We start from the raw sequence: 24,407 nt of genomic DNA on the forward strand, positions 1-24,407 counted from the left end.
TAAAGACCCTAAATGTCGTTACCGACTTGCAGAATGCCTATGAAAGTAACGGAAAGGAACTGGTTACCGATTTCGAAAAGAACATCAGCTTAGCTATAATCGACGATTCTTGGAAAACCCATTTACGCAAGATGGACGAACTAAAGCAATCCGTTCAGCTGGCGGTACACGAACAAAAAGATCCCTTATTGATTTACAAGTTCGAAGCCTTTGAACTTTTTAAGGTCATGATCGACAAGGTAAATAAAGAGGTCGTTTCCTTCCTTTTCAAGGGCGAACTGCCCAGTGGCAACCCCAACGCGATTCAAGAGGAACGAAACCTACGTCGGCCCAAGGAAGAATTACAGACCAGTAAGGAAGAGATTCCCAACAGCGACCAGCTTGCCGCGCAGAACCGCGCAGCCGGGCAAACACGAGGCCAACGGCCGCGGGTTACGGAAACTATTGTTCGTGAGCGGCCAAAAATAGGCCGTAACGAGCGGGTAACTATCAAGAATGTATTGTCAGGCGAGAGCAAGACCGTAAAATACAAACAGGCCGAACCCTTGATCGACAAAGGGGAGTGGGTATTGACCGAGGAATAAGCCACTTCCTATACATTCCCAATATACTACACTTTTTTTTGACATACACATAAGATATTTCTGAATAAAGTTCCAGTTTTCATCTGAATTGACGTACTTTATAAATGTATGGAAGGTTTTCCGTCAGTTCTTTTGATGCGGTTTCGCACGGTCCCACCCTAAACGAATAGATGCCAAGCTCGAACAAGATCCAATATAAAACGGACGATCAAACCCGGTTAATGTACAGGTTTGTTTACGTTTCATCGGCGCTGACCGCTGTTTTTGGTGTACTTTGTATCTATCCCTTAGGTATATACGGCGCAGTGCCCATTGCGTTTTTTGCCTACAGCATCTTCAATCTCTGCAATATTGCTATTTTCAAAAAGCGTGGTAATTTAAAATCCGCCGCGATATGTTCCGGGGTTATATCCTTGCTCGTTACCATAGCAATTATACTCTATAGTGGTGGTATAGAAAGTCCGTTTATCTTTATCCTGGGCGTAATAGTACTAGGAGGTTATGCGGGCGCCCGTATTTTTGGAACCATTTATTTGAATGCGGTGATTTTGATTATAATCCTAATCTATGGAATTGGCGAAGTCCGTTTTTCTTTTATTACGAATGAGGTTCCCGCCGAGTCGGAGCCCCATTTCAGTCTAATATCCCTCATTTTTGCCGTATACCTTGTAGGCGGTGTTTTTGGGGAAACCCTGTTACGGGCGCACGAAGCTTTGAGCCGATCAAAATCGGAAATAGAATTGCGGATTATGGAGAAGGAATTTCTTTTACGGGAAGTACATCATCGGGTAAAGAACAATTTACAGACCGTTTCGAGCCTATTGAACCTTCAGGCAAAAAATACGTCCAACGAAAAAATCAGGAAATTGATCGGCAGTAGCCAGAACAGGGTTATCTCAATGGCCATGATCCATGAGATGCTCTATATACGGAACGATCTTTCAAAAATCGAGTTTCGTCCCTATGTACAGGAACTGTCCGATTATCTTCTGAACTCTGCCGATTGCAAAAACAAAAATATTCGCATACAGCTACATATACCCGAGATAAAGTTGTGTATTGATACCGCAATTCCCTTAGGGCTTCTCATAAACGAAGCAGTGACAAATTCCCTCAAATATGGATTTACGAACAGTGCAAACGGTCAGATAGACATCACACTTAAAAAAGAGGATGCAGTAAATGCATACGTTTTGGGCATTAAGGATGATGGCATCGGTTTTTCTGAGGAACTGGATTTTAGGACTACAAAATCATTAGGTCTTAAACTGATCCACAACCTGGCCCGGCAACTCAGGGGATCGGTACAGCGTAAATCTTGTTCAAAGGGCACGGATTACCAAATCGCCTTTCTAGATGTCGATAGGCAATTGAGCCCGGTGAACTAAAGCCCTTCTCGCATCTCAGAAAGACATTTTTATGGGTAGTTTAAAATTCAATATCTTTAACCGCTATGCAAAAAAAAACACAACTGGAAGAGCGACTGAGAGATAAGGTGCGCTTGGTCATAAAGGTCAATTATTTCAGTTCGATCTTTTCCCTTGTATTTTGCTTTATCTGTTTGTTCCTATTGGATATAACCCAAGTTATTCCCTACGTATTCCTGATTTTCGGTGTCCTGAACCTGATCAACACCATCCTTTATAATTACCACCGAAGTCTGACCCTGACCTATAACATCGTATCGATAATGACCTTGACAGGGGCCAGTATTATCACTTTATACAGTGGGGGTATCAACAGCCCGTTTATTTTTGTGCTTGCCCTGATCGTTGTTGCGGGCTATGTGACCACCAAGGCATACGGAACCCTTTATTTGAACCTTAACCTGCTGATTATCGTCTTGATCTATTCGCAGAGCATCGTCGATTTTAGTTTCGTCACCAATGTGATTCCCGAAAATTCAAGGAATGTGTTCGCCCTTATCAGCGTTCTTTTTTCCGTCTATCTCTTGGGGGGCGTATTCGGCAAGAACCTTTTGCACGCTCACCACAACCTCTACAAGACAAAAAACGAACTGGAGGAAAAAATCAATGAAAAGGAAACCTTGATCAAAGAGGTGCACCACAGGGTCAAAAACAACCTACAGACCATATCAAGCTTATTAAGCCTACAATCGCGTAGTACTGAGGACAAAGAGGTCAAAAGTCTTCTAAAAAGTAGCCAGAACCGGGTCATTTCAATGGCTATGGTCCATGAAATGCTCTATATGCGTGAAGATCTTTCGAAAATCGAGTACAGATCCTATGTACAGGAACTGGCGGAATACCTGATACGTTCGGTAAAGGGTACGAGCAGCAATATTACTTTAGATATCGATATCCCTGATGTAAAGCTCAATATCGATACAGCCATTCCCTTGGGCCTTTTGATCAATGAGACCGTGACCAATGCCTTAAAATATGGTATTATTGACGAAAATAAAGGTGAAATATGTATAAAATTGCGCAAGGGCGATGCAGATGAATTTCAGTTGAATATCGGAGATGACGGTATTGGGTTTGCAGAAACTATTACCTATAAAAATTCTAAATCGCTCGGTCTGAAATTGATCCATAACCTCGCCCGCCAGTTACAGGGATCTATTGCACGTGATTTTTCCAAAAATGGCACACATTATATCGTTAAGTTTAGAGAGGTACGGGATCAAATACCCTCCGTGGCATAGTCGTCGGTATTCCACCAGTTATTGTACATTATGATTTATTCCCGAGCACTATACTAATTTAGCATTTGAGTGCTTTGTATCGAATGCCAGAGCTTTCTTGACCCGGGCATTTTGAAATTTGTACAAACGGGCTATACTGTTTTCGGTGCCAATCGTAGTTTGCGAAGCAGCGTTAAGATCGTCAGTGCCACTACCCAGAACAACACCCATTTCAATACTATCAATTTTAACATCGGTAACTGTATTTGCCAGAGCCATGGCTCCGAAGGTTAGTACAAAGATTAAGGTCGAAAAAGTTTTCATGTGTAAGGTTTGATTTCTATAAATATAACGTGAAAAAGATATAGGAACCGGCGTTATCCGTTGAAAACCAGTGTTTTTCGGTAAATGGAAAAAACTACGTCAAATGGTAAAAAATGTTCGATGAGCGTACTTGGGCATCGAAACCGCTTATCGATAAGATTTGCTTTTAAACTTGGGTTTTTCTAAAAAAATACCTTGAAATTAGCGTTTGGCGATTGGCGTAGGACGTTTAGTGTGGGAAGTGAAGCCCTTTTTGTAAAGCGGAATTCTTACGCCATCTTGGCCCGGTTCGCCTTGGTAGAAAAAGTAAGTTCCTTTTTGACCCTGGTATTGGTACGCTTGTACAAACGGGCGACCTCTGTGGCGGTTTCCAAAGTAACGGCTTCAAAAGACGATTCGGTAACGATTGTCATTTCAACCGCATCAACTTTTATATCAATTCCATTTTGGGCTTGTGTATTAACTCCGATAAAAAGAATAAAAATTAAAGTAGCGATAGTTTTCATGACTTGCGTTTTATATAATTAGAACGCAGTATGCCCTATTTCACAGCCTTGTAAATCGCTGAAAAACACATCATTTTCGGTAATCGGCATCAACATGGTCAAAGCGCTAAAAACTGTCGTTGAACGGATTTCTTTTCGAAAACACTTTATCGGAACAGGGTGTATTTTAACCGGGTTTTGATTTTAAAATACCAAGTAAAAGTGAGGATTTTTAAAAGTTTTATCGACACTTGTGACGCGTATTTAATTTTTTTTTACTTTTAACCCTATGGATTTAAAGAAAATTTTCGGCACCGTGTTAACCCTTTTGGGCATCGGTGGCCTCATATATACCGCGATACTTTTCGCCAATGACTCCGGTACGACAAAGATGCTAATGGTTTACGGTATTCTAGGAGCAATATTCTTCTTTTCAGGGGTCGGCTTGGTAAGGAAGGCCTAAACTCCTTCCTTACGTAAAACTTCCAAAGGTGGACTTTTCAGAACGCTGCGGCTATTGAGCAAACCGATGGCGAGTACAAGGGCAGTGATTCCGGGCAGAACGATGAGAAACGGCACCCATGATGGTATGAAGGCGGTCTCAAAGACGAAGAAGGCCAGCAATTGACTACTGATCAACGAGAGTAGAATGCCGATGGTACTCCCTAAAATACCGAGATACCCGTATTCCAAAGCGGTGATTTTTAGTATCTGTCCGCTTTTTGCCCCTAAGGTTCGAAGCAGTACACTTTCCCTGATGCGCTGGTACTTGCTGGTGCGTACCGAACCGATGAGCACGATGATTCCGGTTAGGATGCTGAAGAACGCCATGAAATTGATGACCCATGAAATTTTTCCGAGTATACCATCCACGATCGTCAATAGCTGCCTAAGATCTAATATAGAGATGGTCGGGAATTCTTTTACAAGCTCTCTCTGTAAGGCGGCGGAGGTACTTTCGTTTGGTGTATGGGTGGTCAAAACCCGAAACTGGGGGGCACTTTCCAGAACGCCCGTCGGAAATACCACGGAGAAGTTCAACTGCATCCTCCCCCAATCCACCGCTCGGATGCTGGCGACTTCGGTTTCCATCAGCATGCCCTGTACATTGAAAACGAGCCGGTCACCTACCCCGACCTCGGCATCTCTGGCCACGTTATCGGAAAGTGAAACGGGTACTATGCCTTCCTTTTCCGATTGGCTTGGCCAACTTCCGGCATCCAAGGTTTCGGAATCGATCAACGAATCGCGATAGGTGACGCGAAACTCGTGGTTCAGTATCCATCCATTAATGGTCGAAGTAGTATCCAAACGGATATCATTCACGGAACGGTCCTTGATTTTCTGCATCCTCATGGTTACTATGGGGATGTTGTTCAGTAAAGGCAATCCCTTTTCCGTAATCCGACTTACGGCGGCTTCCTGTTGGTCGGTCTGTACATCCAATAAAATCAGGTTGGGCGCCTTTTCATTGGATTCCAACGAAGTTTTCGCCAAAAGGATATCCTTGGAAAAATATAGGGTGCTGATCAAGAACGTACCAACGCCGATGGCCAAGATCAATACCATGGTCTGGTTATTAGGCCGAAAAAGGTTCAAAAGGCTCTGTCGGGCAGTGAAGCCCCAAGAGGCCGGAAAGTATTTTTTTATTCCTTTCATAAAGAGGTTCGCAACCCCGCCCAACAGGACAAAAACTACCAGAATACCCACAGCGAAAGACAGGGCGTATTTCCAGTTGCCCAAGAGCCAAAAGGAGAAGAGAAAAACAAAGACCATTATGGCCAAAAATACTAGAAGATCGGCCTTACGCGATTTCTCGTTCCTGTTTTCCTGAATGCGCAAGACCTGCAGCGGTGACACGTACCACGTGCTCAAGAGCGGCGATAAGGCAAACAATACCGACATGAACAGTCCGAGTAGCAACCCCATTATGATCGGTGCCGCGGAAAACGAAATTTTGACCTCGAAAGGCAAAAAGCCTTGTAACAATAAGGGAAACGATTGTTGTATCAGCAATCCGGCCAAGGTACCTACCAATCCGCCGATCAAGCCCATTCCGGCAATCTGTATGAGGTAGATCAAAAAACTTTGTTTGCGGCTGGCCCCGATACATTTGAGTACGGCAACGGACTGCAATTTTTCCTTAATATAGATATGTACGGAACTGGCGATGCCTACGCAGCCCAACAATAGGGCAATAAAGGCGACCAAGTTCAAAAACTTACCGAAGTTCTCGTAACGGCGGCCCAAACGTTCGCCGGTAGAGGTATGCGTGTCAAGATCCGCATTTTCGGTATCGAGCAATGGGTCGACTTTCTCGTCCAGAGCCTCGAGATCCTGATCTGGCTTGGCCACGAAATAAAAGTCGTAGCCCACCCGGCTTCCAGTCTGTACGAGTCCGCTCGCCTCGATAAAACGATAGGGAATCAAGACCGGTGGAGCGACCGAAGCTGAAACGCCCGTGCTTCCCGGTGCTGAAACCAAAGTACCCGCTATGGGCAAAGAAATTTTTCCGATAGCAATGGAATCGCCAGGTTTTAGCCCGAACTGCAACATCAAGGTCGCATCGACCAAGGCACTTCCGGATTGTTGATATTCCGTTGCTGCGGAAACCGGGTCGGTTTCCAATTCCCCATAAAAGGGAAAACTGCCGTCCATACCCTTAACATTTACCAATTTGGTGTTTCCGTTTTTCGGGAAAACGGCCATGGAGGGAAAACCGACGCTCTTGGCATCCGCGCCGCCCAGCGAATCAATGAGCTGTTGCACCCTTTCGGTAGGAGGCTGGTTGCTGTCGATGATAAAATCAGCCCCCATTAGGGCTTTGGACTGGAGTCCGATGTTCTCCTTTAAATTTTCGCTGAAGGATTGTATGGACACTACCGCGGCGATGCCTAAAACAATCGAAGCCATAAATAGCACCAAGCGTTTGCCGCTGGCCTTACCATCACGCCACGCCATTTTAAGTAGCCAGTTGAAGTTCGTTTTGGCCGCATTGCCCTTATCGTTTTTCACAAGCGTACGGTGCTTTCGTTAGCAATGATCTTTCCACCTTTCAACCGGAGGATTCGTTGGTTCCGTTGGGCCAGCTCGAGATCGTGCGAAACGATGACCAGCGTTGTATTAGCCTCTTGGTTCAGCTGAAATAGCAGCTGTACGACCTTTTCGCCGGTTTCCTCATCAAGGTTTCCCGTGGGCTCATCGGCGAATAATATGGATGGATTGCTTGAAAATGCCCTGGCCAGGGCCACCCGCTGCTGTTCGCCACCGGAAAGCTGGGAGGGGTAATGGTGGAAACGGTCCGCCAATCCGACCTTGTCCAACAAATCCATTCCAGAGGTACCGGGATTTTTGATGCCTTGCAGTTCCAAAGGAACGATTACGTTTTCCAAGGCGGTCAAGGTGGGGAGCAACTGGAAATTCTGAAAAATAAAGCCAACCTCCCGATTGCGCAGCGCGGCACGTTCATCTTCGTTCAAGGTAGCCAAGTCGGTACCACAGAGTTCCACCGACCCGGAATCCGCCCGGTCGAGACCGGCACAAAGTCCCAATAAAGTGGTCTTACCACTGCCCGATGGCCCCACAATGGCGAAGGTTTCCCCGGCTTCGATATCGAAAGTGATATCGTCCAATACCGTTAACTCCTTCGTTCCGCTCGTGTAGCGCTTCGTCAGATGGCTTACGTTTAATATCTTTGCCATAAAATTGCGTGATTTTCTTTTTGTACCCGCCCCTTATAGGGCAGGCAGAATCGGAAAAATAGGCAAATGATTCCGATTTTCAGACCCAATAGCTATGCAGAACCTCTTAAAGTTTCGTTATATTTTACTGGTGCTAATGCTTGTATCCTGTGGGGATACCCCCAAAAAGGAAGCCGATACCGAACCTTCCAAAACTTCCGATGCCGTCACCCAGGCCGCTGAAAAATCCGAAGAAAAAATCATTCTTTTTTTTGGCAACAGCCTTACCGCTGGCTACGGTCTCGATACCGAAGAAGCTTTCCCAGCGCTGATTCAGGACCGGTTGGATTCATTGGATTTGAACTACACTGCCATTAATTCCGGGCTAAGTGGGGAAACTACCTCGGCCGGACTCAACCGTTTGGATTGGGTTTTAAACCAGAAAGTAGACATTTTTGTATTGGAACTGGGGGCCAACGATGGACTTCGCGGCATCCCCATAAAGGAAACCCGTAAAAACCTTCAAGCCATTATTGATTTGGTACGCGAAAAGAATGCAGATACCCAAATCGTTTTGGCGGGTATGCAGATTCCCCCGAACATGGGCCAGAAGTATGCCGGTGATTTTCGGCAACTCTTTCCCGAACTGGCGGAAATGAACGATATAAAACTGATTCCCTTTTTATTGGAAGGTGTCGCAGGCAATCCCGACCTGAACCAAGACGACGGCATTCATCCTACATCGGAAGGACAACTGATCGTAAGGGATAATGTCTGGGATGTTTTGGAGGATATTATTCAGGAAGAAACAGTTTTGAACTAAAAATGGTACATCACACCCACTTCATCCATTTCTTTTTCGGCGTAAATGAAAGTTCCCTGCGGATGATGTTCTCTTTCATCTTATAAAGGATAGCCGTTCTGATGTCAACATCAAACGACGGTTTGGAAATCTTTAATGGAAATTCTGGCTTTACAAGCAGTATAGTATCGATTTTATTGACTTGAGGACGCTCAACTGTGGCGGTCGCCTTAAAACTGAATAAAAGTATCGTTACCAAAGTCAAGATTAATCGCATAGTCCATTATTTTAAAACAGTTACACTATACTAACGTCACCTATGAATTTTTAATAGGTATTTTTCGTTAAAGGGTATAAAATTTCGGTAAAACGTAATAAATCAGATGAAATACAGTTCACTAGGTAGGGTGAAGGACCGACTTAGCTGTTACTTAAAAAGTTTTCCATGGTTAAATTAACTGTGTTGATAGATTCAAGGAAAAGCAAACAAATCAAAAATAATTGGGAAAAAATCTGTTTTTTATCTGTTACCGTATGTAACTTGCACTTTATCTGGAATAAAACTTTTCTTACAAAAAATTTTTGATTGCCTTATCGAAAACATCGGTATTTCATCGATAAAATGATCTTTAAATTGGTTACCGAAAGGGATATGGATAATTTTGCTCCATTAATGGTAAAGTAAATTAATAACTTAAATGTAATAAACTATGAAACTTAAATTGTTTAAAAGGTATTTTTTGATCGCGACTATAATTGCCTCTTTTACGGTGATACCAGTTGCCTGTAGTAGCGACGACCCCGGTACCGAACCCCCCGTAGTCGTTGACCCTATCGCCGATCCGACGAACGCCAACTCTACCATTGAAGCCAGTTCGCCAGTGGTGGCCGACGGAACTGCTACATCAACGGTGACCGTTAAGATTGCGGATACCGATGGAAAACCGTTTACTAAAAGTGCCGGCACGGTAGTTTTAACTTCGACCGGTTCTGCAACGCTATCCGCGGTAACCGATAATAATGATGGCAGTTATTCCGCCACGGCAACCAACACGGTCGCCGAAACAGTAACCATTTCCGGTACGTTGAAGGATGTGGCCATTGTTAAAACGGCCGAAATTAACTTCGAGGCCGCTGCTATAGTAGCTGGAGACCCCGATCCCACCAACGCCAATACGACTATCGATGCCACGGCAACGAGCTTGGTGGAAGGCGTTTCGACTTCAATGGTGACCGTACAATTGGCGGATGCCGACGGTATATTGTTGGCTGTGAGCGGAGGTGTTGTGGCATTGACCTCAACCGGCTCTGCAACCGTATCTGCAGTGACCGACAATAGCAACGGTACGTACACTGCTACCGTAACAAATGGAGTAGAAGAAAATATAACTGTTTCGGGCACTCTTAACGATGTAGCTATTACCGATACTGTCGATATCACGTTCAATCCCGACGATTCGAATCCCGCGCAGGATGTAGGTCAATCGACCGTACCCTTAGGACCTTCAATATTGCGGATCAACAGCGGTGGCCCGGAAGTTACTTTAGATGGCAATGTCTTCATGGCAGATCAGTATTTTGTAGCCGAGAATACCGTAGCCTACACTAATCCTCAAGTTACTGAAATAGCCGGCACCGAAGACGATGCCCTTTACCTGACCGAAAGGATAACTAAAGATGGCACCAATATCAGAGGCCCATTTTCTTATAATATTCCTATAAGTAATGGTACCTATACGGTAAAACTCTATTTTGCCGAAATCTATTGGGGATCAGCAAATCCGGAAGCTTTCGAAGGTGATGTTGGTAAACGAATCTTTAACGCCAGCTTAGAAGGTACTCAAGTTTTTACCGGATATGATCTTGTTAAAGACGTAGATCCTGCCACTGCCAGTTCAAGAATGTACGATATTGAAGTTACCGATGGCGAATTGAACATTACGTTCGAAGCCACGGTCAACAAACCGAAGATATCGGGCATCGAAGTACTTGGAACAGGTACAATAGGGGGAATGTAATATCAAAATAATCGATTACCGGCCTGAGAGCAATCGATCGATGGGTCATTATTTACAATTCATCTAAAGGACTGTCCGGAAAACTACGGACAGTCCTTTTTTTTTATGAACTTTTTAAGTAAGTTATCGTATATAAAAGGACTAATTGAAAAATACTATCTATGAAATTATTTACGAAAGTAGTACTTGCCCTTTTCCTCATTTTGACCACTTCGTGCCAGTCGAATACCAAAAAAACAATGGATACGCCTTCAACCGAACAGATGGCGGAGATGGTGAAACCCTCGGCCCAAGAATTGGAGAACTATGAGACCGCCTACTTCGCGAGCGGTTGTTTTTGGTGTGTCGAAGCAATTTTCGAGAGTGTAAAAGGGGTCAAAGAAGTCGTATCGGGCTACGCCGGGGGCACGAGCGAAAATCCTACTTACGAACAAGTGGGTGGCGGCCGGACCGATCACGCAGAAGCGGTCGAAGTATTTTACGACCCGAAAGTAATCTCGTTCACCGCATTGGTACAGGTTTTCTTTGGATCGCATGACCCTACCACCCTTAACCAACAGGGACCTGATAGAGGGCCGCAGTACCGATCCATTGCTTTTTATAAAAACGAGAAGCAAAAGGAAATCATAGAAGGGTATATCAAGGCTTTAAAAGACCAAGAGGTGTACCAAGGCGAGCCGATCACCACCGAAGTGACCGAGTTCACCAAATTTTATGACGCGGAGGAGTATCATCAGGATTATGAAAAAAAGCATCCGAACAACTCGTATATCACTAATGTTTCGATTCCCAGGTTGAACCGGTTCAAGGCCAATTTTTCGGAATATTTGAAGGAAGATGCGCATTGATTGTAAAATTCTAGTCCGCTAAGAATTCCGTAAAAGAAAGTTAGGAAAGGATGTCAGACTTTGAAAATCGGTTGGTTAAAAGCGTATTCAAAGGTCAGCAGTTATTTTGCACACCCATAAATAGGCTTCAGCCTGCCAATTGGGTCACGTTAAACTAAGAATGTGTCTACTGACATCTAAGCAGGTTCATTCAAGAACCACCTCGCTATATTTCGAATTGATGGTTATGGCTTTCTCCGAATTTTTGTTGCCATGGAACCCCTTGTGAACGAAGCTGCCCTGGTTTTTAGTGGTCTCCAACTCGACAAGGGCCGGTGCGACAAACTTGGATTCCGTGCCTATTACGTAGACCGTGAAGGCGGTGTCGGGCAGATCACAAGTTAATTCTGCGTTTTCTAGGGAAACATCGAGCGTTTCAAAATCATTGGAAATCGATTGGATGGTCAAAGGCCCAAAATCGTTCTTGATATATGCCGATTGGGTCAAGTTGGCTATGGTAACCTCAGATGATGTGGCGTTTAGGTGCAGGTTAAGCACCTCCTGCAGGTTCACATTTTCGGAATAGGCGACCTGTAAATCGCCATAGTTCCAATGTTGTACGCTTACGGGGGAATAGGAAGCCATTACCTTGGTTTTATCTCCTTCAATAACCGAAGCCAGCAAACTGGCATGATTCAGTGTTGCGTTCATGTTTTTGGTGTTGCCTGCCATTTTCACTTCCCCATGACGCACGTTCATCCGGATTTTGGTCGCCTTGGGCATTTTTATTTTAATGGACTTCTTTACCTTAAAATTTCTGTTTTCGTTCTTCGAATTAAAGTAAAAAGTGTTCGGTCGGTTTGCCCCGTTATAATGAGGTGTTGAATACGGTGAATTTGAATCGCCATATCGGCGGGATTGATAGATTTCCATGCGTTTCTGTTGTGCTTTGGCCCTGTTTTTAATGCGATTGGCATGGACTTCCATCCTTTTTTCAAGTATTTTTTCTCTTTTGGCCAGTATTTCCCCTTGTTTGGCCTCCATTTTTTGCTGCCATGCTTCCATGCTTTTTTGATAGGGCTCGCCAAAATCCTCTTGAAAATTTTTCTGCCATTCCTTTAAATATTTTTCACCGTCCTTTTGATAGGCCCCATAATCGAAATTAGAATCCGGTACAGGAGGCGGAGGCGGTACATCGGCCAATGCCGCCATATCAAAATCCATCTCGAAGGATTCAAATTCAGGTAATTCCGGTATCTCGATATGTAGGTTTTCCATATTTCCAAAGGAATGGGAAATCCACGGACTCCCACTACCTACGGTAATGCTTACCTTTTTGCTGTTTCCCATAATTTCGATGCCTTCATGCTCAAAATATTCCTGTGCCTCTTCCGGGGTGGCGCCTTCCAGTTCTATTTTGGCCTCAATGACTATTTGATCCTTGTTCCAAGTCTCAAATTCGATATCGGCATGGCTAGTATCGATATCAAGCACGGCATCGGCGGTTACGGTGAATTTTTCCGAATAGGTTTTGCTTTCCTTTTGCCCGTAGGCGCCGATGCTGATGAGACATAGGAATAGCACTAGGGACTTACATACTGATAACTTCTTCATTTTTCGATGATTTTAACTGGTTCAACTTCTCTTTTAATCGGTGCAACACTTGTAGGCGCAACTGTAGATTTTTGATAAGGGCGGTGATGGTCTGGTCATTGGGGCCTATTAGGTTCAGTTCGGCATTCAATTTTTTATATTCCGCGTTCAATGTGGCCAACTGGTCCATAAAACTAGCTACAATGGCCTTATTTTCTTTGGAAACCTCCAATTTGGAAAGTTCAAAATTGATATTGGCCACATAATAATTTTCTACTTTTTTCAGATCCGGGGAAAGGTCGCCGAGCGAGATATCGTTACTTTTTTCCATGGGAGCCTCTTTTTCCACAACACTAGTTTTCAATGTAGCTTTACTTTTTCCAGTAATGAAATAATAGGTGCCGATACCGATCAATATCAAAACGGATGCTGCAATTTTTAGGAGGATGATCCAAGGTTTTCGTCGCTGCGGAAATTCCTTTTGCAGGCGTTCGTGAAATCGTTCCTTATGCCCCGGTCTCATTTTGGGCATGTCTCCGTCGCGTTCTTTTTTAAAAAGCTCCCTAAGATCCTGTGCCATATCTTTTGTGTTTTAAAAAATCCTTTAAAAGTGCCTTTCCCCGTAGGAGTCTTGTTCGGCATGTGGTTTCGGTAAGGTTGAGTACCTGTGAAATTTCGCTATGGTCAAAACCTTCCACCAGATACATAAGCACTACGTATTTATATTTTTCGGGCAAGCGCTCCATCGCCTGTTTCACTTCGTCAACGTTAATATCGTCGTCTACCGACCAGTCATCATCCGTTTTGATATGTACATAATTTTCATCCAATCCCAATACTTCCTGCCTTTTCGATTTTAAAAAGTCGATACTTTGGTTCACTACAATACGTTTTAACCAGGCCCCAAAAGTGACCTCGGCACTGAACTGATGTAACTTTTCAAAGGCTTTTATAAAGGCTTCCTGCAGCACGTCTTCGGCATCGTCCGGGTTTTTCACGAAGCGCATGGCCACACAGAACATACCATCGCAATACTTTTGGTAAAGTTTTAGTTGAGCCCTCCGGTCATTGCTCTTACAGCGATTTACTAGTTCAATTGGGAACATCGGTCGGTTTCGTTGTCAGTTTTAGTCGAGTTCATTATAAGGACGAGACAAAAAATGGATTGTTGCAAAAAAGGAAGTATTTTTACGGAAGCGCAGGTCGAGGCACCTTATTCGCTTAACATTCAATCACCTATAATCCAATACTTTGAAACAAGTTACGATAAGCAATAGGCAAATGACATTGATGGTACTGGATTACGGTGCCATTCTACAAAAATTGTTGCTGAAAGGGGAAGATGGCAAGTATACCAATGTGGTGGTGGGTTTCGATTATCCCAATGATTATTTGGAGGATAAAAAGTCCCTTGGTGCCTGTATCGGCCGCTATGCCGGGCGGATCTCCAGCGGAAAATTCGTTTTAGACAGAGACAGTTATCCCTTGTACTCCGAAAAAGGGGTGCATCTGCACGGAGGAAAAAAAGGCTTTGGCAAGCAATATTGGACTTTTGAGGAAGTTGATTATGGGGAGAATCCCTCTGTAAAACTATCGTACCTCAGCAAACATTTGGAAGAAGGATATCCGGGAAATCTAAAAGTCAACGTGACCTACCAATTGATCGGAAGGTCCCTGCATATCGTTCACGAGGCCACCACCGACCGAACTACCGTGGTCAACCTGACCAACCATTCGTATTTTCAATTTGACGATTCCGGTTCGGTAAACGATTATCGATTACAGCTCAACTGTTCCCGCTATGCGGAAACCCATGAGAATCTGCTGCCAACCGGACAACTGCTTCCAGTGCAGCAGACGGAATATGACTTTCTGACCGAAAAACCGATCGGTGAGATTCGTTTGGACGGCCCTTTGGCTATCGATCTCAAGCCGAAAACCGCAGGGACGGTCCGCTCCGAAAAATCGGGAATTTCCATGGAAGTCATCACAAATCAACCGGCCTTGATCGTATACATGCCCCCGGAATTCCCAGCTATCTGTTTCGAGACCCAGAATTTTCCGGATGCCCCGAACCAGTCGAACTTTCCCAGCAGTGTGTTACGGCCCGGCGAAAAGTATCGGAATGCGTCGGAGTTTCGGTTTAAGGCCCAAAGTTGAAAGCTACCTAACGGCAGGTTGAAAGTTCAAATCCCTTGTGTCAAGAAAACTAAAATTTCATCAATCCTCTACCAACAGATTCAATTTTACCGTGATATTGTCGCGGGTGGCCTTGCTGTACGGGCAAATTTCATGGGCGGCGTTCACGAGTTTCTCCCCCGTTTCCGTATCTACGGTTGGCAGCAGGCAATCTAGGGTGGCCCCGATAAAGAATCCATCATCGTCTTTATTGAAGCTTACCACGGCGGTTACTTTAAAATCGCCGAGATCGTCAACATCATGGTGTTTGGCTACGACTTGAATCGCACCGGCAAAACAGGTGGCATACGCCGCGGCAAAAAGTTGTTCGGGATTGGTCGATTTTCCATCCGTCTTGCCCTCGGCATCCGGCATCTTTATGGGGAGATCGATGGCACCATCCTTACTTTTTACGTGTCCGTTTCTGCCGCCTGTATTCGTTGCTTTTGTCTTAAAAATAGTTCTCATGTCTTTGCTGATTTTAGTGGAATGTATTCTTATCGAAGATACCTTTGTAGCCTTGAAAAAGCTAATATGAGCTATTAAACTTATGTGAAAAGGATTATATCCACAGAAAAACCAAAGTATTCCGTAATTTGTAATTTCGAACCTAATCAAAATAAGCTACACCTGAACCCGGACGAACAAAAAAATACAGATGAAGATCGGATGCCAAAAATCCAAAGGGAAAAGCATCCTATGCCCGCCGTTGATGTTTTGGTAGAAGGCATAATCAAGGGTGATACATCAGCTTTGGGCAGGGCCATCACCTTGGTCGAAAGCAACCGGAAAGACCATCTCGAAAAAGCCAATGCGATAGTCCAAAAATGCCTGTCCCGATCAAGGGATGCCATCCGCATTGGCATCACAGGAGTACCCGGAGTGGGCAAAAGTACCTTTATCGAAACTTTGGGAACGTTATTGATCGCCGAGGGAAACCGCGTGGCCGTATTGGCCGTGGATCCTACCAGTACGCAGAGCAAGGGCAGTATTCTTGGGGATAAGACCCGTATGGAGGAACTGGTCAAAAACCCGAATGCATTTATCCGGCCCTCGCCATCGGGGGAAACCTTGGGCGGTGTCGCCCGTAAGACCCGGGAGACCATTATTTTATGCGAAGCGGCGGGCTACAGTATCGTGCTCATCGAGACCGTGGGTGTCGGACAAAGCGAAACGGCGGTACACGGTATGGTCGATTTCTTCCTTTTATTGAAACTTTCCGGTGCGGGCGACGAGCTGCAAGGCATCAAACGGGGCATCGTCGAAATGGCGGATGCTTTGGTAGTCAACAAAGCGGACGGTGAGAATATCAAAAAAGCCGAAGCGGCGGCCAAGGCATTCAAAAGGGCATTGCACCTGTATCCCCCTAAAGAAAACGGTTGGATACCAAAAGCGCTGACCTGTTCCGCTACCGAAAATACGGGTATAGATACTGTTTGGGACATGATTCTCGACTACATCGAAAAGAACAAAGCTTCAGGTAATTTTCTGGAAAAACGGAAACGACAAAATAGAAACTGGCTGTATGAATCGATCGAAGAACGCTTAAAATCGGAATTCTTTCAAGATGAAGTTATCGCCCCAGAAATTGAAAAATTCGTTACCGAAGTGATGGCCGATACCATCTCCCCCTTCCACGCGGCGGAACAATTGATAGGTATGTTTAAAAACAAAAGCTAAATTTGCCCGTAAATCGATATTCAGAACATGCATCCCATAACCCCTTCCCTACTTTCACTCGTCATTCCCCTTTATAACGAAGCCGATAATGTAGGGCTCCTAACGCAAAAAATCCACGAGGCACTTGTGGGTTACAAGTACCAGATTGTTTATATCGATGATTTTTCTACGGATGCCACGCGAAAGGTCCTTACCGATATGAAGGACGATAGGGTACACCTGGTCGTTCTCAAAAAGAACTACGGACAGAGCCTGGCCCTTGCCGCGGGCATCGATTACGCCGAAGGGGAATATGTTATCACAATGGACGGGGACCTTCAAAACGACCCCAACGATATTCCACAAATGCTGGAATATGCCGTGAACCAAGATTTTGACCTAGTCACCGGTATCCGCCAAAAACGGCAGGATACCCTGGTTAAAAAAATACCTTCGAAAATCGCCAATTTTCTGGTACGTCGGGTGACCCAGCTCGATATCAAGGATAATGGATGTGCCCTTAAAATTTTTAAGAGGGATGTAGCCAAAGACCTCAACCTCTACGGCGAAATGCACCGTTTTATCACCCTACTCGCCCATCTGGAAGGGGCGCGGATAAAACAGGTGCCGGTAAAACATCACGCCCGCCATTCCGGCGTGTCCAAATATGGACTCGAACGTGTGTTCAAGGTCGTGGCCGACATGATGCTCTTGTTGTTTATCCGTAAATATTTTCAAAGGCCGATACATCTCTTCGGTATTTTCGGATTTTTTCTGATTATCATCGGCGTGTTTATTAATATCTACCTGCTGATCGTCAAGCTCGGTTTTGGGGAGGATATCGGGACGCGGCCATTATTGATTTTCGGACTGATGTTCATTCTGGCTGGCATTCAACTGTTTACCATCGGTATTGTGATGGAGTTACTGATTCGCACGTATTACGAATCGCAGCAGAAAAGGCCGTATCGTATCAGAAAAATATCCGTGGGTGGCAAAGTGGCGTAAAAAGGGGATAGCCCTACTCAAAATCGCAATCAGCTTGGTTTTGATCTATTTTGTGTTTACCAAGGTCGATTTTAGGGAAGTCTGGGCTATCCTTCAAAAATCCCGACCGGTGTACATCGGTCTGGCCCTTGTTTTTTTTATTGCTTCAAAAGTCTTTTCGGCCTTCAGGCTCAACCTGTATTTTCACCGGTTGGGCGTTTTGCTTACCCAAAAAAGCAACTTAAGACTATATTTGTTGGGTATGTTCTACAACCTATTTCTGCCCGGCGGTATCGGTGGGGACGCCTATAAAGGCTATATTATCCGGAAAAAGTTCGAAGTTGGTACCAAAAAAGTGGTAGCGGTGCTGTTGCTCGACCGGTTGAGCGGGATGCTACTGCTGTTCGTTTACGCCTGCTTATTGGCCATGGGCCTCAACGACCGGTTGTTGAGCGATTATCGCATCCTATTCGGATTGGGTACCGTCCTCGGTATTTTGGTGTTTTGGTTGCTTAACAAACGCTTCTTTGAATATGTGTTTCCTGTTTTTTGGAAATCGGTAGGGTATTCCGCTTTGGTACAAGGCTTGCAACTGGCCAGTTTGTATTGTATCCTGTGCGCGCTATCCGTAGAAAACCATATTCTTGCCTATCTATTTGTTTTCTTGATTTCCTCTATTGTTTCCGTCGTACCCTTGACCATCGGAGGTATCGGAAGCCGCGAGGTGACCTTCTACTACGGCGCACTTTGGTTGGGACTGAATCAAGATACTTCTATCGGTATTAGTATGACGTTTTTTCTGATAACCGCTATTGTTTCGCTTTTGGGCGCTTATTTTCATCTTAGGAAACCGGAGCTATCAGTTGGGAGTGGCGGTAACAATAGGTCGTAAAATTCAATAAATATGAATCAAATGCATTTTATCCAAAGTCCGGTTGCGGGTAGAAGGATCTAAAAACTTCTTGCTCAGTCGTGTAATCCTGAAATGCGGTTTCGTGTATTGTCGGTCCCAATCAAAACCTTGGTCGTGTAATTCTTGAAGCTCGGTATCGTTAACATAGAGCCAAATGTTGTGCTTTTTCCTCAGATTCTGGGGAGATATGACTCCCACCGGCCTTTGGTTATAGAAATCAAGCGACCACGTATGAAAGTTCCCTAATTTATAGATAGAATCCACGGGAATCTGTTCTTCGGCAACTACCGCGGCCATGCGTGAACCCGCTTGATACGTCAATAGGTTCGGATAGAAATGCAGGTTGAGAACGGTGTTCAACAATAGTGAACTGCATACCGATAATGTGATGATACGCAGATAATGGGCCTCCCGCTTCAAACAAAAATAGGCGATAATCAATAATAGGATGATCAGTAAAATCGAAGCGTAGATGTGCTTGAACGGAAACACGATAAAACAAATTAACAGTGTTGCGACGAAAACAATGCCCAAAATAAAATACTGTACGCCCAGCAAAATTTTTACCGGTTTTGTACGGGTAGCCCTATACAGGTCATAGATGTAGGAAGCGGTCAGTACAGAGAACAGGGGAATGATAATATTCAGGTAATGCGGCAGTTTGAACTGTGAAAAACTGGCGATCAGAAAAAATAGCGTTATCGTACCCAAGGTCAAAAACTCGTATTGGGGGCTATAGGCGAATTTCAGTTTGACCAACGCCTTGACCCTAGCTACGAAGGCGACAATGCCCAAGACCGTCCAAGGAACGAATACCCAAAGAAAGGTGTGGAAGAAAAAGAAATAGTCACCGCTATTGGCGCCCATACCCTCACCGCTGAGGCGTTCGAAACTTTGTTCCCAAAAAATAAAAAAGATACCACTTCGGTCTCCCCTGCCCCGAATGATTTTTTCAGGATGCATATCGAACTGCAGGTAATATGCATAGAGCATCGGTGTGATGGCCAAGGCAAAGACAAGCAAGGCCACCAGTACTTTCCAATTCACCAAAGCCATCCATTTTCGGGTATAGGCCAGATGGCAGAGCATGGCAATACCGATAACGAGCAAGGCGATCTGCCCTTTGGTGGAAAAAGCAAGTCCGGCGCCCAGTGCCCCTAAAATTAGGGCCAAAAGCGATCTTTTTTCAATGTAAACGGCCAATTGCCAAATAGCGAAGATGGTAAAACCGGTAAGCACGGCATCGGTACGGACATCGATTGCGGACAACATAATGGTCTGCGCCGTCATAAAGACCAAAGCGGCCAATTTTCCGGTATCCACGTTATAAAGCAATCTACCCAAGCCGAAGCAGCTGTAGGCACCTAGCAAGGTCACTAAAATTCCAGGGATGCGGTAAGCCCAATCATGGAGTCCGAATATTTTATAGGAAAGCGCCGCAAGCCAGTAGTGCATGTGGGGCTTGTCCAAATACGCTTCCGAGCCCTTGAAGAGGTTGATAAAATCGTTTTCCTGATACATGCGCATAGCCATAACGGCGAACTGCGCGGAATCGTTCTCCATCAGGGTGACGAACGTACCGGCGATGTACACCAAGGCGATCAAGACCAATAAAAACCAGTACCTGAGGTTGGATATCATTTGGGGAACTTAGCAATCGCAAAGATAAAGAACTTTACGAACAAGCTGCTTAAAATCAGGCCGATTACGGCACCGGAAAGGACATCCAAAGGAAAATGGACACCAATATATATCCTGCTATAAGCGACCAGAAACGCCCAGACCATCAGAAAAATTCCTAGATGGCGGAATTTGGGTTTTAACACCAGGGCAAAGAAAAACGCCACGGCAAAATGATTGGCGGCATGGGCGGAAAAATAACCGAATTTTCCGCCACAGTGGCTTTTGACCAATCGCATGGCATCGCTAACTTCGGGATCATAGCATGGCCGTAGTCGCGCCACGCCATACTTGAGGAGGTTCGCCAATTGATCGGTCGCGACGATCATGAGCACCACCGTTACGACGGCCAAACCGGTTTTTTTCAATCCTAAATAGCTGTAGGAAAGATTTAATAGCAGGACATAAACGGCGATGTTGACCCATCCGGTCTTGTCGCTCATCAAGAGCCAGAATGCGTCCCAATTTTCGTTGCCCAGATTATTCAGGAACAGGAAGAGTTCTTTGTCGTAATGTATCAGGTCGTCGAGCATATTGAACTTATCTTCTGTCTTTATTTTACCTGCGAGTATTACGTTTTGCACCCATATTTCGTCATTTTTGACCACCGTAGCCATGACGCTTCGAGGCTATGCTGTTAAAAAAATGGCTTCATTTGGTCACAAAATCCTCCCGAAGCGTCGGGGCTCGGTTCCAAAGAAAAACCCAGGACTGGTTCAAGCTTATTCCTCATAGCGGGAAACTTCCCGATCATAGAAGGTGTTCGCCTGTTCGATAAGGCTCTCGGCTTCCGATTCCAGTTCCTCCTCATCCTCCTTCGAAAAATCCTCTAGCCATTCGACCTCATCGTTCTCGAGGTTGATGATGAATCTTGGATATTCGGTATGCACGACGAATATGGCCGTTGGATAGTCGGTGTTGTCACCTAAAAGAAATTTTGGGAATTCCATTTTGCTATTTTATACTACCTCCCATAGCCTCTGACGGCGATACGCTGATTTTGCCAATCCAAGGATACGCGAAGGATGTTTTTATTTTTGCTTCAAGTTTGCAATGACGCTTATTTCATTGATTCACTAGTCCTCACCACATGAACTCCTAGATACCTAATTCACTATTTCCCATCGCCTTCTCCGCAATCAACTTATTCGTCAAATAATTAAAGCGAATATACAACAGAATCGCCGAAGCGGAGAGGCCTGCCAGCAGTCCGAACCAGATGCCGGTACTTTCGAGATCGGTTTTGAGCCCCAGATAATACATCACCGGGAAACCGACGCCCCAATAGGCGACAAAGGTAATCAAAGTGGGAATCTTGACATCTTGCAGCCCGCGTAATGCGCCCAAGACCACGACTTGAATGCCATCTGAAATCTGGAAGAAGGCAGCCACTAAAAGCAATTGCCCCGCCAGCGTGATCACTTCTGTGTTATCCGCCATGTTCGATACATCGTCTACGTCGAGATATAGGGACGGAAACCAATGTCGACCTAGTAGAAATAAAGCGGCGAATACGATTTCCAATAAAAAGGTCAACAGAAAAATGGACTTCGCAATACGCCGCAATTCCTTGAAATTCCGCAATCCCTTTTGGATACCTACGCGGATCATGGCCGCTACGCCCAGGCCCATGCCGAACATAAAGGTCATGCTGCTCAGGTTCAGGGCAATCTGGTTGGCGGCCTGTGCATTTTTTCCCAAAATCCCGCTCAACCAAATGGCCGAGGTGAAAATAGCCACCTCGAAAAACATCTGTAAGGCGGAGGGAAATCCCAAGCTTATAATCTTGTCCATTACCTTTCGCTCTATCCTCCGAAAATTGAATCCGGTTACGTAAAAACGGAATTTCTCCCTGCGTTTGAGCAAGTACCAGAGATAGGCGACCATTACCAACCGGGAAGCCAAGGTACCGATGGCCGCTCCAACAATTCCCAATTCGGGAAAACCGAACGTACCAAAAATCAGCAGATAGTTCAACACTACGTTGACCACATTGGCCAATATAGTCGCATACATGGGATATTTGGTCTGCGAAAGTCCCTCTGAAAATTGCTTGAAGGCTTGAAAAATAATCAACGGTACCAGCGAAAAGGCGACCAGATCAAGATAGGGAATGGCCAGTTCGACCACTTCGGGAGGCTGTTCCATCAAGTACATCAAAGGTTTGGCCAACAAGATAATGCCAAAGAGCGCCAGGCCCAGAACGGTGCATAACAGAAGTCCGTGTTTCAGGGCGCTTTTACCGTCCGCCCGGTTACCTGCCCCGTCCGCCTCGGCCACAAGGGGCGTAATCGCGGTCGAAAAACCGATACCCAACGACATGGCGATAAATACAAAGCTATTGCCCAGCGAAACGGCGGCGAGCTCCGCCGTACCGAGCTGCCCGACCATGATGTTGTCCGCGAGCTGCACGAAGGTATGCCCCAACATGCCCATAATTACCGGCACGGCGAGTTCGATGTTATAGCGGAATTCTTTGGTGTACGTTTTCAAGGGGAGTTGGTTGGGTGTTGGGAGTTTCGTGGTTGGACTCTTCATGGCGTAAACTGCTACTGCCTACCGCTACTGTCAACACCCTTCGCTTCTTCCCAGTAAACATCCATCTCGGCCAAGGTCATGTCTTTTAACGGTTTGCAAATCTCCCTGGCTTTTTGTTCCAAGTATTGAAATCGGCCGATAAATTTTTTATTGGTGCGTTCGAGGGCGTTTTCGGGATTGATATCCAAAAAACGGGCGTAGTTTATCAAGGAGAAAATAACATCGCCAAATTCCGATTCCATTTTTTCCGTATCGCCGGATGCTATTTCCTCTTGAAATTCTTGCAATTCTTCCTGTACTTTTTCCCAGACCTGTTCGGGCTTTTCCCAATCGAAGCCGACGCCAGCGACCTTATCCTGTATACGATTGGCCTTTACCAGGGCGGGGAGGCCTTTCGGAACACCTTCAAGTACGGACTTTTTCCCTTCCTTGAGCTTGATATTTTCCCAGTTGCGCTTTACATCGGCTTCGTTTTGTACTTCAACGTCGCCATAAATATGCGGATGGCGATTGATCAGCTTTTCGCAGATATCGTTACAGACATCCGCAATATCAAAATCATTGGTTTCAGAACCGATCTTGGCATAGAAAACGATGTGCAAGAGTACGTCACCCAGCTCCTGTTTTACTTCTTCGAGGTCTTCCTCTAAAATGGCATCCCCCAGTTCGTAGGTTTCCTCGATGGTAAGGTGCCGCAGCGTCTGCATGGTCTGCTTTTTATCCCACGGACATCGGGCACGAAGCTCGTCCATGATAGTCAGCAAACGGTCGAACGCCTGTAGTTGTGCTTGTCTGGAATTCATCGCCTTAAAAAATTTTTGCAAAGGTAATTATCTCATTGGGCTTATCCCTGATCACTTGAGGGATATTCAGAAATTTAATTTCGATTTTTCCGAAACAGTCCCCTTCCTGGCCCATGCATTCCTTTCGCTATGTTTGTCGGATGCAATTGGGGGGCGGGAACATTTTTCGGATAAAAGCCCTTGAAATGTTTGAACGGAACGAATCCCATACATCGGTCATGCCCCTATTTCAGGGAAAACGATATTACAATTGGCCATGCACCAGCCGATGAACAAACTTGAGCTTTTTAACGGTTTTTATTCGGTCGGGCCCTTGATTCAGGGAAAAAGAAATTACAATTGGCCATGCAACAGTCGATGAACGAACTTAAGCTTTTGGATGGTTTTTTTGGGGATTACAAACGGATAGATATCCTGCTGCCCCATACTGCGGTTGAGACTGTTCAGGGCGAAGGTCAGGGGTACGAAAGCCTTTATTATTTTAGCGAAGCGTCCCTCTTCGTAGGGATCGAAATCCGCTTGCATTTTTAAGGGGGAACCGTCACGGAACGCCTCACCGGTCGATATGCCAAAATAGAAAGCGGTCTCCAACATGTCGATCAAGTGCAGGTAGTGTGCCCAGGTTTCGGCCCAGTCTTCCCAGGGGTGCGAGGCTGCGTATTTGCTGATGTAGCTTTGCCGCCACTGTT

25 protein-coding genes and 1 pseudogene are annotated in these 24,407 nt (G+C 45.2%); 11 read left to right on the forward strand and 15 right to left on the reverse strand.

Features of this window, described 5'->3' with window-relative positions:
• The 3 genes and pseudogenes from secA to ACEW8S_RS07400 all read left to right on the forward strand — a co-directional run.
• Positions 1–584 (forward strand): annotated as a pseudogene (secA, locus tag ACEW8S_RS07390) (preprotein translocase subunit SecA); the annotation flags it as partial.
• Between the two features lie 221 nt (positions 585–805).
• On the forward strand, positions 806–1,972 hold the full coding sequence (locus tag ACEW8S_RS07395) for a sensor histidine kinase (protein ID WP_373517524.1): 1,167 nt from the start codon (positions 806–808) through the stop codon (positions 1,970–1,972).
• Between the two features lie 65 nt (positions 1,973–2,037).
• Positions 2,038–3,252 (forward strand): sensor histidine kinase, encoded by a 1,215-nt coding sequence (locus ACEW8S_RS07400; protein ID WP_373517525.1) that lies wholly within the window; start codon positions 2,038–2,040, stop codon positions 3,250–3,252.
• A 48-nt stretch (positions 3,253–3,300) separates the two neighbouring features.
• Here ACEW8S_RS07400 and ACEW8S_RS07405 read toward each other — a convergent pair whose 3' ends face one another.
• Both ACEW8S_RS07405 and ACEW8S_RS07410 read right to left on the reverse strand, forming a co-directional pair.
• The gene (locus ACEW8S_RS07405; RefSeq protein ID WP_373517526.1) at positions 3,301–3,555 is read right to left on the reverse strand and encodes a hypothetical protein; all 255 of its coding nucleotides are present in this window, start codon (positions 3,553–3,555) and stop codon (positions 3,301–3,303) included.
• A gap of 269 nt (positions 3,556–3,824) precedes the next feature.
• Complete coding sequence (locus ACEW8S_RS07410; RefSeq protein WP_373517527.1) at positions 3,825–4,061, reverse strand: hypothetical protein; 237 nt, start codon at positions 4,059–4,061, stop codon at positions 3,825–3,827.
• Between the two features lie 268 nt (positions 4,062–4,329).
• Here ACEW8S_RS07410 and ACEW8S_RS07415 point away from each other — a divergent pair, with 268 nt between their 5' ends.
• Complete coding sequence (locus ACEW8S_RS07415; RefSeq protein ID WP_373517528.1) at positions 4,330–4,503, forward strand: hypothetical protein; 174 nt, start codon at positions 4,330–4,332, stop codon at positions 4,501–4,503.
• Here the strand turns inward: ACEW8S_RS07415 and ACEW8S_RS07420 are convergent.
• Entirely contained in the window at positions 4,500–7,001 is a 2,502-nt protein-coding gene (locus ACEW8S_RS07420; protein ID WP_373517547.1) for an ABC transporter permease, read from the reverse strand. The two genes, ACEW8S_RS07415 and ACEW8S_RS07420, sit on opposite strands and share 4 nt — an antisense overlap.
• Positions 7,002–7,051: 50 nt before the next feature.
• Complete coding sequence (locus ACEW8S_RS07425; RefSeq protein ID WP_373517529.1) at positions 7,052–7,741, reverse strand: ABC transporter ATP-binding protein; 690 nt, start codon at positions 7,739–7,741, stop codon at positions 7,052–7,054.
• Between the two features lie 94 nt (positions 7,742–7,835).
• On the opposite strand from ACEW8S_RS07425, the gene ACEW8S_RS07430 reads away from it, so the two are divergent.
• The gene (locus tag ACEW8S_RS07430) at positions 7,836–8,543 is read left to right on the forward strand and encodes an arylesterase (protein WP_373517530.1); all 708 of its coding nucleotides are present in this window, start codon (positions 7,836–7,838) and stop codon (positions 8,541–8,543) included.
• A 10-nt stretch (positions 8,544–8,553) separates the two neighbouring features.
• Here ACEW8S_RS07430 and ACEW8S_RS07435 read toward each other — a convergent pair whose 3' ends face one another.
• Positions 8,554–8,799 carry a hypothetical protein gene (locus ACEW8S_RS07435; RefSeq protein WP_373517531.1) on the reverse strand — a complete coding sequence of 82 codons (246 nt, stop codon included), beginning with the start codon at positions 8,797–8,799 and terminating at the stop codon, positions 8,554–8,556.
• A 433-nt stretch (positions 8,800–9,232) separates the two neighbouring features.
• On the opposite strand from ACEW8S_RS07435, the gene ACEW8S_RS07440 reads away from it, so the two are divergent.
• Together ACEW8S_RS07440 and msrA are read left to right on the forward strand one after the other, a co-directional pair.
• A complete protein-coding gene (locus ACEW8S_RS07440) occupies positions 9,233–10,540 on the forward strand; it encodes an invasin domain 3-containing protein (RefSeq protein WP_373517532.1) in 1,308 nt (435 codons plus the stop codon).
• A gap of 161 nt (positions 10,541–10,701) precedes the next feature.
• Positions 10,702–11,388 (forward strand): peptide-methionine (S)-S-oxide reductase MsrA, encoded by a 687-nt coding sequence (msrA, locus tag ACEW8S_RS07445; protein WP_373517533.1) that lies wholly within the window; start codon positions 10,702–10,704, stop codon positions 11,386–11,388.
• Between the two features lie 186 nt (positions 11,389–11,574).
• Here msrA and ACEW8S_RS07450 read toward each other — a convergent pair whose 3' ends face one another.
• The 3 genes from ACEW8S_RS07450 to ACEW8S_RS07460 are packed head-to-tail and all read right to left on the reverse strand — an operon-like array spanning position 11,575 to position 14,066.
• Positions 11,575–12,981 (reverse strand): hypothetical protein, encoded by a 1,407-nt coding sequence (locus ACEW8S_RS07450; protein ID WP_373517534.1) that lies wholly within the window; start codon positions 12,979–12,981, stop codon positions 11,575–11,577.
• Positions 12,959–13,540: a hypothetical protein gene (locus ACEW8S_RS07455; protein WP_373517535.1), complete on the reverse strand. Its 582-nt coding sequence runs from the start codon at positions 13,538–13,540 to the stop codon at positions 12,959–12,961. The genes ACEW8S_RS07450 and ACEW8S_RS07455 overlap by 23 nt, the downstream gene beginning before the upstream one ends.
• Positions 13,524–14,066 carry an RNA polymerase sigma factor gene (locus tag ACEW8S_RS07460; protein ID WP_373517536.1) on the reverse strand — a complete coding sequence of 181 codons (543 nt, stop codon included), beginning with the start codon at positions 14,064–14,066 and terminating at the stop codon, positions 13,524–13,526. The genes ACEW8S_RS07455 and ACEW8S_RS07460 overlap by 17 nt, the downstream gene beginning before the upstream one ends.
• A gap of 145 nt (positions 14,067–14,211) precedes the next feature.
• Between ACEW8S_RS07460 and ACEW8S_RS07465 the strand changes: the two genes are divergently transcribed.
• Entirely contained in the window at positions 14,212–15,120 is a 909-nt protein-coding gene (locus ACEW8S_RS07465; RefSeq protein ID WP_373517537.1) for an aldose epimerase family protein, read from the forward strand.
• 60 nt (positions 15,121–15,180) lie between these two features.
• On the opposite strand, the gene ACEW8S_RS07470 is transcribed toward ACEW8S_RS07465, so the two are convergent.
• Complete coding sequence (locus ACEW8S_RS07470) at positions 15,181–15,606, reverse strand: organic hydroperoxide resistance protein (RefSeq protein ID WP_373517538.1); 426 nt, start codon at positions 15,604–15,606, stop codon at positions 15,181–15,183.
• A gap of 201 nt (positions 15,607–15,807) precedes the next feature.
• Here ACEW8S_RS07470 and meaB point away from each other — a divergent pair, with 201 nt between their 5' ends.
• The 3 genes from meaB to ACEW8S_RS07485 are packed head-to-tail and all read left to right on the forward strand — an operon-like array spanning position 15,808 to position 18,676.
• Entirely contained in the window at positions 15,808–16,818 is a 1,011-nt protein-coding gene (meaB, locus tag ACEW8S_RS07475; RefSeq protein WP_373517548.1) for a methylmalonyl Co-A mutase-associated GTPase MeaB, read from the forward strand.
• 27 nt (positions 16,819–16,845) lie between these two features.
• Positions 16,846–17,805 (forward strand): glycosyltransferase family 2 protein, encoded by a 960-nt coding sequence (locus ACEW8S_RS07480; RefSeq protein ID WP_373517539.1) that lies wholly within the window; start codon positions 16,846–16,848, stop codon positions 17,803–17,805.
• Positions 17,789–18,676: a lysylphosphatidylglycerol synthase transmembrane domain-containing protein gene (locus tag ACEW8S_RS07485; protein WP_373517540.1), complete on the forward strand. Its 888-nt coding sequence runs from the start codon at positions 17,789–17,791 to the stop codon at positions 18,674–18,676. The genes ACEW8S_RS07480 and ACEW8S_RS07485 overlap by 17 nt, the downstream gene beginning before the upstream one ends.
• Positions 18,677–18,679: 3 nt before the next feature.
• Here ACEW8S_RS07485 and ACEW8S_RS07490 read toward each other — a convergent pair whose 3' ends face one another.
• The 6 genes from ACEW8S_RS07490 to ACEW8S_RS07515 all read right to left on the reverse strand — a co-directional run.
• The gene (locus tag ACEW8S_RS07490) at positions 18,680–20,338 is read right to left on the reverse strand and encodes an ArnT family glycosyltransferase (protein ID WP_373517541.1); all 1,659 of its coding nucleotides are present in this window, start codon (positions 20,336–20,338) and stop codon (positions 18,680–18,682) included.
• Positions 20,335–20,961, reverse strand: coding sequence for a phosphatase PAP2 family protein (locus tag ACEW8S_RS07495; RefSeq protein ID WP_373517542.1), 627 nt, complete (start codon positions 20,959–20,961; stop codon positions 20,335–20,337). Before ACEW8S_RS07495 ends, ACEW8S_RS07490 begins: the two co-directional genes overlap by 4 nt.
• 138 nt (positions 20,962–21,099) lie before the next feature.
• Positions 21,100–21,327 (reverse strand): hypothetical protein, encoded by a 228-nt coding sequence (locus ACEW8S_RS07500; protein ID WP_373517543.1) that lies wholly within the window; start codon positions 21,325–21,327, stop codon positions 21,100–21,102.
• 148 nt (positions 21,328–21,475) lie between these two features.
• On the reverse strand, positions 21,476–22,915 hold the full coding sequence (locus ACEW8S_RS07505; protein WP_373517544.1) for an MATE family efflux transporter: 1,440 nt from the start codon (positions 22,913–22,915) through the stop codon (positions 21,476–21,478).
• Between the two features lie 11 nt (positions 22,916–22,926).
• The gene (gene mazG / locus ACEW8S_RS07510) at positions 22,927–23,718 is read right to left on the reverse strand and encodes a nucleoside triphosphate pyrophosphohydrolase (protein ID WP_373517545.1); all 792 of its coding nucleotides are present in this window, start codon (positions 23,716–23,718) and stop codon (positions 22,927–22,929) included.
• Positions 23,719–24,051: 333 nt separating this feature from the next.
• Positions 24,052–24,407 (reverse strand): putative zinc-binding metallopeptidase (locus tag ACEW8S_RS07515; protein ID WP_373517546.1); only part of this gene is annotated, 356 nt, incomplete at its 5' end.

Source organism: Pricia sp., assembly GCF_041745955.1.
Taxonomy (GTDB): domain Bacteria; phylum Bacteroidota; class Bacteroidia; order Flavobacteriales; family Flavobacteriaceae; genus Pricia.

Bases quoted from the DNA above. Each gene is read 5' to 3' on its own strand.
- msrA (WP_373517533.1), top strand. From the start codon at position 10,702: ATGAAATTATTTACGAAAGTAGTACTTGCCCTTTTCCTCATTTTGACC.
- ACEW8S_RS07470 (WP_373517538.1), bottom strand. From the start codon at position 15,606: ATGAGAACTATTTTTAAGACAAAAGCAACGAATACAGGCGGCAGAAAC.
- ACEW8S_RS07430 (WP_373517530.1), top strand. From the start codon at position 7,836: ATGCAGAACCTCTTAAAGTTTCGTTATATTTTACTGGTGCTAATGCTT.
- ACEW8S_RS07500 (WP_373517543.1), bottom strand. From the start codon at position 21,327: ATGGAATTCCCAAAATTTCTTTTAGGTGACAACACCGACTATCCAACG.
- ACEW8S_RS07435 (WP_373517531.1), bottom strand. From the start codon at position 8,799: ATGCGATTAATCTTGACTTTGGTAACGATACTTTTATTCAGTTTTAAG.
- ACEW8S_RS07460 (WP_373517536.1), bottom strand. From the start codon at position 14,066: ATGTTCCCAATTGAACTAGTAAATCGCTGTAAGAGCAATGACCGGAGG.
- ACEW8S_RS07450 (WP_373517534.1), bottom strand. From the start codon at position 12,981: ATGAAGAAGTTATCAGTATGTAAGTCCCTAGTGCTATTCCTATGTCTC.
- ACEW8S_RS07405 (WP_373517526.1), bottom strand. From the start codon at position 3,555: ATGAAAACTTTTTCGACCTTAATCTTTGTACTAACCTTCGGAGCCATG.
- ACEW8S_RS07505 (WP_373517544.1), bottom strand. From the start codon at position 22,915: ATGAAGAGTCCAACCACGAAACTCCCAACACCCAACCAACTCCCCTTG.
- ACEW8S_RS07440 (WP_373517532.1), top strand. From the start codon at position 9,233: ATGAAACTTAAATTGTTTAAAAGGTATTTTTTGATCGCGACTATAATT.
- ACEW8S_RS07415 (WP_373517528.1), top strand. From the start codon at position 4,330: ATGGATTTAAAGAAAATTTTCGGCACCGTGTTAACCCTTTTGGGCATC.
- ACEW8S_RS07455 (WP_373517535.1), bottom strand. From the start codon at position 13,540: ATGGCACAGGATCTTAGGGAGCTTTTTAAAAAAGAACGCGACGGAGAC.
- ACEW8S_RS07480 (WP_373517539.1), top strand. From the start codon at position 16,846: ATGCATCCCATAACCCCTTCCCTACTTTCACTCGTCATTCCCCTTTAT.
- ACEW8S_RS07490 (WP_373517541.1), bottom strand. From the start codon at position 20,338: ATGATATCCAACCTCAGGTACTGGTTTTTATTGGTCTTGATCGCCTTG.
- ACEW8S_RS07410 (WP_373517527.1), bottom strand. From the start codon at position 4,061: ATGAAAACTATCGCTACTTTAATTTTTATTCTTTTTATCGGAGTTAAT.
- ACEW8S_RS07395 (WP_373517524.1), top strand. From the start codon at position 806: ATGTACAGGTTTGTTTACGTTTCATCGGCGCTGACCGCTGTTTTTGGT.
- meaB (WP_373517548.1), top strand. From the start codon at position 15,808: ATGCCAAAAATCCAAAGGGAAAAGCATCCTATGCCCGCCGTTGATGTT.
- mazG (WP_373517545.1), bottom strand. From the start codon at position 23,718: ATGAATTCCAGACAAGCACAACTACAGGCGTTCGACCGTTTGCTGACT.
- ACEW8S_RS07425 (WP_373517529.1), bottom strand. From the start codon at position 7,741: ATGGCAAAGATATTAAACGTAAGCCATCTGACGAAGCGCTACACGAGC.
- ACEW8S_RS07420 (WP_373517547.1), bottom strand. From the start codon at position 7,001: ATGGCGTGGCGTGATGGTAAGGCCAGCGGCAAACGCTTGGTGCTATTT.
- ACEW8S_RS07400 (WP_373517525.1), top strand. From the start codon at position 2,038: ATGCAAAAAAAAACACAACTGGAAGAGCGACTGAGAGATAAGGTGCGC.